Source organism: Citrobacter sp. MGH 55 (genome assembly GCF_016906145.1).
GTDB lineage: Bacteria > Pseudomonadota > Gammaproteobacteria > Enterobacterales > Enterobacteriaceae > Citrobacter_A > Citrobacter_A amalonaticus.
The window spans coordinates 477,703-490,846 of the sequence record NZ_CP070239.1 but is presented as its reverse complement, the minus strand read 5'-3'; the positions used below and the strand labels follow the sequence as shown (position 1 = coordinate 490,846).

The window sequence follows — 13,144 nt, the reverse complement described above, 5'->3', positions numbered from 1 at the left end:
AGCAGGCAGGTCGTGATGGATATTGTATTTATAGAGCAACTTTCGGTAATCACCACGATTGGTGTTTACGACTGGGAACAGACTATCGAACAGAAGCTGGTGTTCGATATCGAAATGGCATGGGATAACCGAAAATCAGCAAAAAGTGACGATGTCGCCGATTGCCTGAGCTATGCGGATATCGCCGAGACGATTGTTAATCATGTAGAAGGCGGGCGTTTCGCGCTGGTGGAGCGCGTTGCCGAAGAGGTGGCCGAACTGCTGCTGACGCGCTTTAATTCGCCGTGGGTGCGCATCAAACTCAGTAAGCCCGGCGCGGTGGCGCGCGCGGCCAATGTGGGCGTAATCATTGAGCGTAGCAATAATCTGAAAGAAAAATAATTATCTTCATCTTTGTTAAACCAAACGGATATAAAAGAGTCCTATACCCGTCATACTTCAGGTTGCATGTGCGTTGGCTGCACGCGAATTATTGAGGGTATGAAGCTGGATCATTTTGCGCTGTAAATTTTTCTACTTAGGGGTTTATTGATGAGCGATATGCACTCGCTGCTGATTGCGGCAATTTTGGGTGTGGTCGAAGGATTGACGGAGTTTTTACCCGTTTCCAGCACCGGGCACATGATCATTGTGGGCCACCTGTTGGGATTTGAGGGTGATACGGCAAAGACGTTTGAGGTGGTGATCCAATTGGGTTCCATTCTTGCGGTCGTCGTGATGTTCTGGCGGCGTTTGTTTGGTCTGATCGGCATTCACTTTGGTCGTCCGCTACAGCGCGAAGGAGAAAGTAAAGGCCGCTTAACGCTTCTCCATATTCTGTTGGGGATGATCCCGGCGGTGGTGTTGGGACTGGTCTTCCACGATACGATCAAATCGCTGTTTAACCCGGTTAATGTGATGTATGCGCTGGTGGTGGGCGGTTTACTGTTGATCGCTGCAGAGTGTCTGAAACCGAAAGAACCGCGCGCACCGGGTCTGGATGACATGACTTACCGTCAGGCATTCATGATTGGCTGCTTCCAGTGCCTGGCGTTGTGGCCGGGGTTCTCCCGTTCCGGGGCGACCATTTCCGGCGGGATGCTGATGGGCGTGAGCCGTTATGCCGCGTCTGAATTTTCGTTCCTGCTGGCCGTACCGATGATGATGGGTGCCACCGCATTGGATCTCTACAAAAGCTGGTCGTTCCTGACCGTGGCCGATATTCCGATGTTTGCCGTTGGGTTTGTCACCGCTTTTGTGGTGGCGTTGGTTGCTATCAAAACGTTCCTGCAACTGATTAAGCGGATCTCCTTCATACCGTTCGCGATCTATCGCTTTATCGTCGCCGCGGCGGTCTACGTGGTGTTTTTCTGACCGACCTCTCATGCCGGATGAGCGCAGCGCCATCCGGCATTCACACCTTAATTGGCCGCCTTCGGGAAGCGAGTCTCTTTCCAGCGGGCAAGCGCCGCAATCCGGCGTCGGGTCAACTCCTCGCGAATCTCAATACCTTTAAATCCGGCCTCGACAACGTCTTTGGTGGGCACCGATTGCGCCACTTCCCACGCTTCCCGCAGCAAACGCCCCTGCGGATAATCCGCGGCTTCAAATCCCGTCCGTCCGCGCACGTCAGCTTCGCTGGTGAGCGCAATTTGCTCCACGCGTTGCGGTTTGCGCCAGGCATCGATTGAATCAAACAGTTTCACGATGGTTTTAGGTTGCAGTATCGGGAAGGTATGGATGAGATCGTGGAACTCCGCCACCAGTTTGGCTAAATCACGGATTTCATTCGGGACGCGCAGGCGCTGGCATAACTGTTCGACCAGTCTGACGCCCGCCGGGCCGTGCCCGTGGTGACGCGGCCAGAGCTCCGGCGGAGTCAGGCCTTTGCCGAGGTCATGACACAGCGTGGCAAAACGCACGTCAACTTCCGGACTGAGCAGCGCCGCCATCGACAACGTCATCAGGGTATGAATCCCGGTATCGATTTCCGGATGCCACTTAGCCGGAGCAGGGACGCCAAACAGCGCATCAACCTCCGGGAACAACACGCGTAGCGCGCCACAGTCGCGTAAGACCTGGAAATAGACCTGCGGGTTACGCGTGGTTAACGCGTTCTCGGTCTCTTTCCACACGCGCTCTGCCGTCAGGTGTTCCAGTTCACCGGCGTGCGTCATTTCGCGCATCAGGGCCATGGTTTCGTCAGCAATGCGGAAGCTCAGATGCGCATAGCGGGCGGCAAAACGTGCCACCCGCAGGACGCGAAGCGGATCTTCATTAAAGGCTGGTGAAACATGGCGCAGCAGGCGTTGCTCCAGATCGCGCCGACCGTGATAGGGATCGACGATCTCACCGTCACCATCTTGCGCCAGGGCATTAATGGTCAGGTCACGGCGCTGGAGATCGTCTTCCAGCGTGACGTCCGGCGCGGCATAACAGGTGAATCCGGTATAGCCCGAGCCAGACTTACGCTCGGTACGCGCCAGGGCATACTCTTCGTGGGTTTGCGGATGGAGAAAAACAGGAAAATCGCGACCTACCTGCTGGTAGCCCGCGTCGAGCATTTGTTGCGGCGTGGCACCAACCACCACCCAATCTTTATCTTTAACCGGTAGCCCTAACAGCGTATCCCGAACCGCACCACCGACCAGATAAATCTTCACGCCACACCACCTCTCCAGGGAAATACAATCCCTTAATCATATGACAGTGTGGCGGAGAAGGCGATTTAGTTCATCCAGCGGTCTTTGCGTTTCCGGCTTGGGATCATGTGCGGCAGGATCAAACCGAGCAGCAGGCCAAGTCCCAGCACGCCGCCGCCATACATAAACCACTGCATGATGATGGTGCGTTGCTTATCATCAAGCTGCAAATTCGCGGCGCTGACCTTCTTCTGCGCCACAATCAGCTCGTTCTTCAGCTTCTGATTCTCTTCTTTCAGCCCATTGATCACGCTGTCGCTCTGCGACACTTTCTGCTGCATGTCAGCCGTGCGTTGATTCCAGGTGGTGTCAATATTGTTGAGCTTATCGGTCAGCGTTTTGACCTGATTTTCCAGATCCGGCACGCGGGTGCGCAGGCTGGGCGTGCTGTTCAGCTCTTTCATCGGGATCCAGGCCGTCCGCCCGGTGCTGTCTTTAACCTGCGCGTAGTTCGTGTTGGCGTCAGTTTGTAACAGTGTGACTTCTTCGCCCGCGTTGACCGTGCCAACGAGGCGATAATTATCCCCCGGACCACTGCGGACCCAGGTGTTCAGTTCATCAGAGACATAGCGCTTTTCTTCGGCGTGAGACACGGCAGTAGCGCTAAGTGCGAGTAACATAAATCCAATCAGGCGTAATTTTGGCATCAGGCTGTCGTTATTGTCATAGAAAGTGGAACGATAGTAGTGGTATCAGTGTCTCTACGCAAAGCATTCAACATCAATCGGAATCATCTGTGTCCGGTTTACCGCTACTTCAAAACTTTTACGCCCGTCAAATTGCTCGTTGCATGGCAATTTGGCGCAAAATACTATCTACTGACAAAAAAGATCACCGTAAGTTCGTCGTGATTCTCTCTTATGTGACATAACCGGTAAGTACAAGGCCATGGCTCAGGAAATTGAATTAAAATTTATCGTTAATCACGACGCCGTGAACGCGCTGCGTGACCATCTGAATACGCTCGGAGGCGAGCATCATGCACCCAGCCCGTTGTTGAATATTTACTACGAGACCGAGGATAAGTGGTTGCGTGGTCACGATATGGGGCTGCGTATTCGTGGGGAGAAAGGTCGCTATGAGATGACCCTAAAAATTGCCGGACGAGTGACCGGCGGTTTACACCAGCGACCGGAATACAATGTTCCCCTGAATGAGCCCACGCTGGATTTAACGCAATTTCCGCCGGAGGTGTGGCCCAACGGTGAGCTGCCTGCCGATCTCCTCTCCCGCGTGCAGCCGCTGTTCAGCACCGATTTTGAACGTGAAAAATGGCTGTTGACCGTGGATGGCAGCCAGATTGAAATCGCCCTCGATTTAGGCGAAGTGAAAGCAGGTGAACTGGCGGAGCCGATTTGCGAGCTGGAGCTTGAACTGCTGAGCGGCGACACCCGGGCGGTTCTGAAGCTGGCGAATCAGCTGGTGAACCAGGCGGGTCTGCGCCAGGGCAGCCTGAGTAAAGCGGCGCGTGGATATCATCTGGCGCAGGGGAATCCTCCACGCGAGATCAAACCGACTGCGGTGCTGAAAGCACCCGCGAAAGCCAGCGTGGAACACGGGCTGGAAGCCGCTCTGGAGCTGGCGCTGGCACAATGGCAGTACCACGAAGAACTCTGGGTTCGCGACAATAAGGCCGCGAAGGCGCATGTGCTGGCCGCGATGGGCCTGGTGCGTCACACCCTGATGCTGTTTGGCGGCATCGTTCCGCGTAAAGCGAGCGCTCACTTACGTGATCTGCTCACCCAGTCGGAAGCGACCATCGCTTCTGCGGTTTCTGCCGTGACGGCGGTGTATACCACCCAAACGGCGATGGCGAAACTGGCGCTGACTGAGTGGCTGGTGACCAAAGCCTGGCAGCCGTTTCTGGATGCAAAGGCGCAGGCCAAAATGGCGGATTCTTTCAAGCGCTTCGCCGATATCCATCTTTCGCGTACCGCCGCTGAGCTGAAAAGCGTTTTTGGACAACCGCTGGGTGACCAGTATCGCGATCAGTTGCCGCGTTTACGCCGCGATATCGACACCGTTTTGCTGCTGGCGGGGTATTACGATACGCCGGTGGTTCAGGCCTGGCTGGAGAACTGGCAAGGGCTGTATCACGCTATCGCCAACGGTCAACACATTGAAATTGAACATTTCCGCAATGAGGCGAACAACCAGCAACCGTTCTGGTTGCACAGCGGGAAACGATAACCGGAGTGCCTGATGGCGCTGCGCTTATCAGGCCTACGGATCGACATGTTTTGTAGACCGGATAAGGCGTAATGCCCACATCCGGCAACGTTACAAGGAACCTTTTAATGAAGCCGCTTTCGTCACCGTTACAGCAGTACTGGCAAACCATTGCAGAGCAGTTACCTGAATCCGTATCTGGCGTACAAGCGAAGTCAGTACTTACATTCAGTGATTTTGTGCGGGACAGCATCATTGCACATCCTCACTGGCTGACGGAACTGGAAAGCGCGCCGCCGCAGGCCGATGAATGGCAACAGTACGGCGAATGGTTACAGGCGGCGCTGGCAACGGTGAACGATGAAGCGGCGCTGATGCATGAGCTGCGTCTGTTTCGCCGCCGCGTGATGGTGCGCATTGCCTGGGCGCAGGCGCTGTCGCTGGTGGACGATACCGACATTCTGCAACAGTTAAGCCATCTGGCCGAAACGCTGATCGTCAGCGCGCGCGACTGGCTGTACGACGCCTGCTGTCGGGAATGGGGAACGCCGTGCAGTCAGGACGGTATCCCACAGCCGCTGCTGATTTTGGGCATGGGCAAACTGGGCGGCGGTGAGCTGAATTTTTCTTCGGACATCGATCTGATCTTTGCCTGGCCTGAGCACGGCTCTACCCAGGGGGGACGCCGCGAACTCGATAACGCGCAGTTTTTTACACGCATGGGGCAGCGGCTGATCAAGGTTCTGGATCAGCCTACCCAGGATGGTTTTGTCTATCGGGTGGACATGCGGCTGCGTCCGTTTGGCGACAGCGGCCCGCTGGTGCTGAGTTTTGCGGCGCTGGAAGATTATTACCAGGAGCAAGGGCGCGACTGGGAGCGCTACGCGATGGTCAAGGCGCGGATCATGGGCGATACCGACGGTCGTTATGTCGATGAACTGCGCGCCATGCTGCGTCCATTCATCTTCCGCCGTTATATCGACTTCAGTGTGATCCAGTCGTTGCGCAATATGAAGGGGATGATTGCGCGTGAAGTTCGTCGCCGGGGGCTGAAAGATAACATCAAGCTCGGCGCGGGCGGCATTCGCGAAATCGAATTTATTGTGCAGGTATTTCAGTTGATTCGCGGCGGGCGTGAGCCGTCGCTGCAATCGCGTTCACTGCTGCCGACGTTAAGCGCGATCGCCGCACTGCATTTGCTGCCGGAAAACGATGCCGAACAGTTGCGACTGGCCTATCTCTTCCTGCGTCGACTGGAAAACCTGCTGCAAAGCATTAACGATGAACAGACGCAGACGCTGCCGGGCGATGAACTTAACCGGGCGCGACTGGCCTGGGGAATGAATGCGGATAACTGGTCGCAGCTGATGGAAACGCTGGAAGGGCACATGGCGAACGTTCGGCGCGTGTTTAACGAGCTGATAGGCGATGACGAAACTGACACGCAGGAAGATGCGCCCTCGGAACAGTGGCGCGAACTGTGGCAGGATGCCTTGCAGGAAGATGACACGCCGCCGGTGCTGTCGCATCTTACGGATGACGATCGCCTGCGCGTGCTGGCGTTGATTGCCGATTTCCGTAAAGAACTGGATAAACGCACGATAGGCCCGCGCGGTCGCCAGGTGCTCGACCACCTGATGCCGCACCTGCTGAGTGATGTCTGCACGCGCCAGGACGCTTCTCTCCCGCTGTCGCGCATTACGCCGCTGCTGGTGGGAATTGTCACCCGGACCACCTATCTGGAGCTGCTGAGTGAATTCCCCGGCGCACTGAAACATCTGATTTCGCTCTGCGCAGCGTCGCCGATGGTCGCCAGTCAGTTGGCGCGCTATCCGCTGCTGCTCGATGAACTGCTCGATCCGAATACGCTCTATCAGCCGACGGCGACCGACGCGTATCGTGATGAGTTACGTCAGTATTTACTGCGCGTCCCGGAAGATGATGAAGAACAACAGCTGGAAGCTCTGCGGCAGTTTAAGCAAACGCAACTGCTGCGTATTGCCGCCGCGGATATTGCCGGTACGCTGCCGGTGATGAAAGTCAGCGACCACCTGACCTGGCTGGCGGAGGCGATGATTGACGCCGTTGTGCAACAAGCGTGGCTGCAAATGGTGGCGCGCTACGGCCAGCCGACGCATCTTGCCGAGCGGGAAGGGCGCGGTTTTGCGGTGGTGGGCTACGGCAAGCTGGGCGGTTGGGAATTGGGCTACAGCTCCGATCTCGATTTGATCTTCCTGCATGACTGCCCCGTTGACGTGATGACCGACGGTGAACGGGAAATTGACGGGCGGCAGTTCTATCTGCGGCTGGCGCAGCGCATTATGCATCTGTTCAGCACCCGCACCTCCTCGGGCATCCTGTATGAAGTGGATGCCCGGTTGCGTCCGTCAGGGGCTGCGGGGATGCTGGTGACTTCCGCAGAGTCCTTTGCGGATTATCAGAAAAATGAGGCCTGGACGTGGGAGCATCAGGCGCTGGTGCGCGCACGAGTGGTTTACGGCGACCCGCAACTGACCTCGCAGTTTGATTCGGTGCGTCGCGATATTATGACGCAGCCTCGCGATGGCAAAACGTTGCAGAACGAGGTGCGCGAAATGCGTGAAAAAATGCGCGCGCATCTGGGCAATAAACATCGCGATCGCTTTGATATTAAAGCTGATGAAGGCGGTATTACGGATATCGAATTTATCACGCAATATCTGGTGCTACGTTATGCCCATGACAAACCCAAACTGACCCGCTGGTCGGATAATGTGCGCATTCTGGAACTGTTAGCGCAAAACGACATTATGGACGAGCAGGAGGCGATGGCGTTGACCCACGCCTACACCACGCTGCGCGATGAGTTACATCACCTTGCCTTACAGGAGCTGCCAGGCCATGTGGCGCAAACGTGTTTTGAGGCGGAACGTACGCTGGTGCGGGCAAGCTGGCAGAAGTGGCTGGTTGAAGAATGAAGTGTGCTATTATCGCGCGCAAATTTTGAATCTCTCAGGAGACAGGAATGAAAGTAACGCTGCCAGAGTTTGAACGTGCAGGAGTCTTGGTTGTCGGTGATGTGATGCTGGATCGCTACTGGTACGGGCCCACCAGCCGTATTTCACCTGAAGCGCCGGTACCGGTGGTGAAAGTCGATACCATCGAAGAACGTCCGGGCGGTGCGGCGAACGTGGCGATGAACATTGCCTCTCTGGGCGCAAATTCGCGCCTGGTCGGACTGACCGGTATTGACGATGCCGCGCGCGCGCTCAGCAAAACGCTGGCGGACGTGAACGTGAAATGCGACTTTGTTTCTGTCCCGACCCATCCTACTATCACCAAACTGCGCGTGCTTTCACGCAACCAGCAACTGATTCGTCTCGACTTCGAAGAAGGTTTTGAAGGTGTGGATCCGCAGCCGCTGCATGAGCGTATCAACCAGGCGCTGAGCTCGATTGGGGCGCTGGTGCTGTCTGACTATGCGAAAGGCGCGCTGGCCAGCGTTCAGCAGATGATCGCGCTGGCGCGTAAAGCCGGAGTGCCGGTGCTGATCGATCCGAAAGGGACTGATTTTGCCCGCTATCGCGGCGCGACGCTACTGACGCCAAACCTCTCTGAGTTCGAAGCGGTGGCAGGAAAATGCAAAAGCGAAGAAGAAATTGTTGAACGTGGCATGAAGCTGATTGCCGATTTCGAGCTTTCCGCGCTACTGGTCACCCGCTCTGAGCAAGGGATGACGCTGCTGCAACCGGGCAAAGCCCCGCTGCATATGCCGACGCAGGCGCAGGAAGTGTATGACGTGACCGGTGCGGGTGACACGGTTATTGGTGTGCTGGCGGCGACGCTGGCTGCCGGTAATTCGCTGGAAGAAGCCTGCTTCTTTGCCAATGCGGCGGCGGGTGTGGTGGTCGGTAAGCTGGGGACCTCCACTGTGTCGCCTATCGAACTGGAAAACGCGGTACGCGGCCGTGCGGAAACCGGCTTTGGCGTGATGACAGAAGACGAGCTGAAGCAGGCCGTTGCCAGTGCCCGTAAGCGTGGTGAGAAAGTCGTCATGACCAACGGGGTGTTTGACATTCTGCACGCAGGTCACGTCTCCTATCTCGCAAACGCACGTAAGCTGGGCGATCGCTTAATTGTCGCGGTCAACAGCGATGCATCGACGAAACGGCTGAAAGGGGAAACTCGCCCGGTGAATCCGCTCGAACAGCGGATGATCGTGCTGGCCGCGCTGGAAGCCGTTGACTGGGTGGTCTCCTTTGAAGAAGACACGCCGCAGCGCCTTATTGCAGGCGTATTACCGGATCTGCTGGTGAAAGGCGGTGACTATAAGCCAGAAGAGATTGCCGGTAGTGAAGAGGTGTGGGCCAACGGCGGCGAAGTGCTGGTGCTCAACTTTGAAGACGGTTGCTCCACCACCAATATCATCAAAAAAATTCAAAAAGACAGCGATAAATAACCGCTGGCGGTGATGTCTGGAAATCGGGCATCACCCGTGTTCCCAAAGTGTGAACTCAGGCAACTGATTTGCGCACAATATGTACAAACCTGCTACGCCTCCCGGTAAATACTGGTATCAGAAAAAAGCATATGACCTTAACAGAGATTCACCGACTGGAGGATATGCTAATGAACAACAGTGTTTATTCGATGAACAATTTCGATTTCCTGGCGCGGAGCTTTGCCAGAATGCAGGCTGAAGGTCGCCCTGTTGATATCCAGGCGGTTACCGGCAATATGGATGAAGAGCACCGCAGCTGGTTTTGCAAACGCTACGCGCACTACTGCCAGCAGGCAATGAACGCCAGAAAGTTAGAAGTGGAACATTGATATGTCAACGGGCCTTGCGGCCCGTTGCTGTTTTTACGCTTGCGGTTCTACTGGTGGGATGGCGGGCGCAGGTTTGACTTCTTCAGTGGCCTGACGCGCTTCCAGTTCGCTCAAACGTTGCTCCAGCAGCGCCAGCTTTTCACGGGTGCGTAGCAGTACCTGGGTCTGAACATCAAACTCTTCGCGGCTCACCAGATCGAGACGTGTCAGCTGAGATTGCAGCGTTTGACGGATTTTCTTCTCGACATCTTCCCCGAACTCCCGGATCCCTTTCGGCATCGACTCGTGAACCTGGCGAGCGATCTGCTCAATTTTTTTCGGGTCAATCATAGTGGTTTCCCTGAACTGGTAAGTGTTAACGCTCATTGTAGTGCGATCTGCGTAAGGCATAAACCAGAATTGTGTGATGTTAATGCGGGTAAAGGCGTTGATGAAGGTAATCAATAGGGTTATAGTTAATCCGCTTATTCTCAGGGCGGGGCGAAATTCCCCACCGGCGGTAAATCAACTCAGGTTGAAAGCCCGCGAGCGCTTTGGGTGCAAACCTAAAGGTCAGCAGATCCGGTGTAATTCCGGGGCCGACGGTTAGAGTCCGGATGGGAGAGAGTAACGATCCAGTCGGGCATGGACCCGCTCACGTTATTTTTTTGCCGCTTGTCGGTACTCCTAAGACTGCCCTGATTCTGGTAACCATAATTTTAGTGAGGTTTTTTTACCATGAATCAGACGCTACTTTCCTCTTTTGGTACGCCTTTTGAACGTGTCGAACACGCTCTGTCTGCGTTGCGCGAAGGCCGCGGTGTGATGGTGCTGGATGACGAAGATCGTGAAAACGAAGGCGATATGATTTTCCCGGCAGAAACCATGACCGTTGAGCAGATGGCACTGACCATCCGTCACGGTAGCGGTATTGTCTGCCTGTGCATCACCGAAGATCGTCGTAAACAACTCGATCTGCCGATGATGGTGGAAAATAACACCAGCGCTTATGGCACCGGTTTTACCGTGACTATTGAAGCGGCGGTAGGTGTTACAACCGGCGTTTCCGCAGCCGATCGCGTGACCACCGTTCGTGCGGCGATCGCCGATGGCGCAAAACCTTCCGATCTGAACCGTCCGGGACACGTTTTCCCATTGCGCGCTCAACCGGGCGGCGTATTAACCCGCGGTGGCCACACCGAAGCGACCATCGATCTGGTGACGCTGGCGGGCTTCAAACCGGCGGGTGTTCTGTGTGAACTGACCAATGATGATGGCAGCATGGCGCGTGCGCCGGAGTGCATCGACTTTGCAGGCAAACACAATATGGCTGTTGTGACGATCGAAGACCTGGTGGCTTACCGTCAGGCGCACGAACGTAAAGCCAGCTAACTCTGCCTTGCCGGATAGTGGTGCAAGCACCTTATCCGGCAAATTTCGCTTTTTCAAACATCCTGTCGGTTAATAAACATCCAATCTTTTTCTCTATGATCGAAATCATCTTTTCGATTTCATACTATGCCAGTATATAATCCTACCTACTTATAGGTATGTTAAATTTTAACGCTAAATATCTGTTAATGTTAAATTTTAAGGGTAAAAGGATGTTTATTGCCTGGTACTGGATTGTATTAATTGTTCTGGTGGTCGTGGGATATGTTTGCCACATGAAACGCTACTGTAAGGCGTTTCGGCAGGATCGTGATGCGCTAATGGAAATCCGCAATAAATTACTTCGTCGTGATGATGAAGAACGCGTCATGACTAAAGAGCAGGAATAACCGCTTCCTGCCCTCTCTGTTACCCGATCCCCATCGTCTGAAGTATGACCAGACTCAGCCCCATCACCGACATTCCGCACAGAACGCCATAGCTGGGATTGTTGTTGGGATCGATCTCTTTTGCCAGCGGCATCAGTTCATCCACCGACAGCGCAACCATAATGCCGGCGACTGCGGCCATAATCGCCGCCATGACGACAGGTGACACCAGGCTGCCAAGAATTAACCACGCCAGCACGCCGCCCAATATTTCCGCCATTCCGGAAATGCCCGCCCAGAAAATCGCGGTACGTTTAGAACCAGTGGCCGCATAGACCGGCCCGGCGACCGCCAGACCTTCCGGAATATTATGCAGGGCAACCGCCAGCGCGACGCCGAATCCTAACTCCAGGTTACTGCTGGCGGTGACGTAGGTGGCAATCCCTTCAGGGAAGTTGTGCAGACTGATCCCCAGCGTCAGCAGGATGGCGGTACGTTTAATCGAGCCAGGAATCGGCTGCGTTCTTTTTTGCATCAGATCCTGCGGGTGGGCATGTGGAAGCAGACGATCCAAACCAAAATAACCCAGCAGGCCGATGATAAACATGCCGTAGCCCAGAACTGGCGGCATTCCCTTTGTACCCAGCGCGGCGGGCAGCATCTCCATCAAAGAGATCAGCAGCATGATCCCGGCGGCAAATCCGAGCGAAAACGCCAGCAGGCGATTAGAGGGCTTTTGCCCCAGTACGCCAAGAAACGCGCCAATGAACGTGGCGGCCCCCGCCAGTAAGGTCAGAATTAAAGGTACTGACATCAATGACTCCTTATACATCTCGCTGACCTTCAAAATAACTGATGATCATCATCATGGTTATCAGAGTTCTTCATTCATCGAAAGAGGGTATTGTAAGACCATCAAAATGACTCCCTGAGTAAGGATATCATCATGTCTTCAATTCGTATGCCAGCATTGTTTTTGGGACACGGCAGTCCGATGAACGTTCTGGAAGATAACCTGTATACCCGCGCCTGGCAGCAGCTTGGGGAGACACTGCCGCGTCCGAAAGCGATTGTGGTGGTGTCAGCCCACTGGTACACCCGAGGTACCGGCGTCACCGCGATGGAAGCGCCTAAGACCATTCATGATTTCGGCGGTTTCCCGCAGGCGTTGTACGACACGCATTACCCGGCGCCCGGCTCACCTGAACTGGCGCAGCACCTGGTTGATTTGCTTGCACCGGTGCCGGTTGCGCTCGACAAAGAAGCCTGGGGCTTTGACCACGGTTCCTGGGGTGTGCTGATAAAGATGTACCCGAATGCCGATATCCCGATGGTGCAGTTGAGTATTGATAGCACCAAACCGGCGGCCTGGCATTTTGAAATCGGGCGTAAACTGGCGGCGCTGCGTGATGAAGGCATCATGCTGGTGGCCAGCGGCAACGTAGTGCATAACCTGCGCACGGCGCGCTGGCACGGCGATAATAACCCGTATCCGTGGGCGACATCGTTCAATGATTTTGTCAAAGCGAACCTGAGCTGGCAGGGACCGGTTGAGCAGCATCCGTTGGTCAATTATCTCGATCACGAAGGCGGCTCACTATCGAACCCGACACCGGATCACTATCTGCCGCTGCTGTACGTGCTGGGCGCATGGGATGGTAAAGAACCGGTGACGATCCCGGTTGATGGTATCGAGATGGGCAGCCTGAGTATGCTGTCGGTACAGGTGGGATGATTAATGCCGGG

Annotated in this window: 13 protein-coding genes and 1 riboswitch; of the genes, 9 read left to right on the top strand and 4 right to left on the bottom strand. The window is 55.1% G+C overall.

The window, feature by feature from the left end; all coding sequences use genetic code 11:
* Positions 1 to 15: 15 nt before the first annotated feature.
* Entirely contained in the window at positions 16 to 381 is a 366-nt protein-coding gene (folB, locus tag JTI98_RS01755) for a bifunctional dihydroneopterin aldolase/7,8-dihydroneopterin epimerase (protein WP_042998186.1), read from the top strand.
* 150 nt (positions 382 to 531) lie between these two features.
* The gene (bacA, locus tag JTI98_RS01750) at positions 532 to 1,353 is read left to right on the top strand and encodes an undecaprenyl-diphosphate phosphatase (protein ID WP_058587561.1); all 822 of its coding nucleotides are present in this window, start codon (positions 532 to 534) and stop codon (positions 1,351 to 1,353) included.
* 47 nt (positions 1,354 to 1,400) lie between these two features.
* Here bacA and JTI98_RS01745 read toward each other — a convergent pair whose 3' ends face one another.
* Positions 1,401 to 2,642 (bottom strand): multifunctional CCA addition/repair protein, encoded by a 1,242-nt coding sequence (locus JTI98_RS01745; protein ID WP_216081858.1) that lies wholly within the window; start codon positions 2,640 to 2,642, stop codon positions 1,401 to 1,403.
* A gap of 65 nt (positions 2,643 to 2,707) precedes the next feature.
* Positions 2,708 to 3,328, bottom strand: a complete 621-nt coding sequence (locus JTI98_RS01740) for a TIGR04211 family SH3 domain-containing protein (RefSeq protein ID WP_042998183.1) — start codon at positions 3,326 to 3,328, stop codon at positions 2,708 to 2,710.
* Between the two features lie 241 nt (positions 3,329 to 3,569).
* Between JTI98_RS01740 and JTI98_RS01735 the strand changes: the two genes are divergently transcribed.
* The 4 genes from JTI98_RS01735 (at position 3,570) to glgS (ending at position 9,659) form a co-directional block, all read left to right on the top strand.
* Positions 3,570 to 4,871 carry an inorganic triphosphatase gene (locus JTI98_RS01735; RefSeq protein WP_044328098.1) on the top strand — a complete coding sequence of 434 codons (1,302 nt, stop codon included), beginning with the start codon at positions 3,570 to 3,572 and terminating at the stop codon, positions 4,869 to 4,871.
* Positions 4,872 to 4,978: 107 nt separating this feature from the next.
* A complete protein-coding gene (gene glnE, locus JTI98_RS01730; protein ID WP_216081857.1) occupies positions 4,979 to 7,807 on the top strand; it encodes a bifunctional [glutamate--ammonia ligase]-adenylyl-L-tyrosine phosphorylase/[glutamate--ammonia-ligase] adenylyltransferase in 2,829 nt (942 codons plus the stop codon).
* Positions 7,808 to 7,854: 47 nt separating this feature from the next.
* The gene (gene hldE, locus JTI98_RS01725; protein WP_042998180.1) at positions 7,855 to 9,288 is read left to right on the top strand and encodes a bifunctional D-glycero-beta-D-manno-heptose-7-phosphate kinase/D-glycero-beta-D-manno-heptose 1-phosphate adenylyltransferase HldE; all 1,434 of its coding nucleotides are present in this window, start codon (positions 7,855 to 7,857) and stop codon (positions 9,286 to 9,288) included.
* A gap of 164 nt (positions 9,289 to 9,452) precedes the next feature.
* Positions 9,453 to 9,659 carry a cell surface composition regulator GlgS gene (gene glgS, locus JTI98_RS01720; protein ID WP_080343280.1) on the top strand — a complete coding sequence of 69 codons (207 nt, stop codon included), beginning with the start codon at positions 9,453 to 9,455 and terminating at the stop codon, positions 9,657 to 9,659.
* Between the two features lie 33 nt (positions 9,660 to 9,692).
* Here the strand turns inward: glgS and ubiK are convergent, their stop codons facing one another.
* Positions 9,693 to 9,989, bottom strand: coding sequence for a ubiquinone biosynthesis accessory factor UbiK (gene ubiK / locus JTI98_RS01715; RefSeq protein ID WP_042324283.1), 297 nt, complete (start codon positions 9,987 to 9,989; stop codon positions 9,693 to 9,695).
* Positions 9,990 to 10,121: 132 nt separating this feature from the next.
* A riboswitch (FMN riboswitch) is annotated at positions 10,122 to 10,271 on the top strand.
* 105 nt (positions 10,272 to 10,376) lie between these two features.
* Between ubiK and ribB the strand changes: the two genes are divergently transcribed.
* Together ribB and JTI98_RS01705 are read left to right on the top strand one after the other, a co-directional pair.
* On the top strand, positions 10,377 to 11,030 hold the full coding sequence (ribB, locus tag JTI98_RS01710; RefSeq protein WP_042998177.1) for a 3,4-dihydroxy-2-butanone-4-phosphate synthase: 654 nt from the start codon (positions 10,377 to 10,379) through the stop codon (positions 11,028 to 11,030).
* A gap of 212 nt (positions 11,031 to 11,242) precedes the next feature.
* The gene (locus JTI98_RS01705) at positions 11,243 to 11,419 is read left to right on the top strand and encodes a hypothetical protein (RefSeq protein ID WP_042998176.1); all 177 of its coding nucleotides are present in this window, start codon (positions 11,243 to 11,245) and stop codon (positions 11,417 to 11,419) included.
* Positions 11,420 to 11,438: 19 nt separating this feature from the next.
* On the opposite strand, the gene zupT is transcribed toward JTI98_RS01705, so the two are convergent.
* A complete protein-coding gene (gene zupT / locus JTI98_RS01700) occupies positions 11,439 to 12,212 on the bottom strand; it encodes a zinc transporter ZupT (RefSeq protein WP_042998175.1) in 774 nt (257 codons plus the stop codon).
* A gap of 132 nt (positions 12,213 to 12,344) precedes the next feature.
* Between zupT and ygiD the strand changes: the two genes are divergently transcribed.
* Complete coding sequence (gene ygiD / locus JTI98_RS01695) at positions 12,345 to 13,133, top strand: 4,5-DOPA dioxygenase extradiol (RefSeq protein ID WP_216081856.1); 789 nt, start codon at positions 12,345 to 12,347, stop codon at positions 13,131 to 13,133.
* Positions 13,134 to 13,144 lie beyond the last annotated feature (11 nt).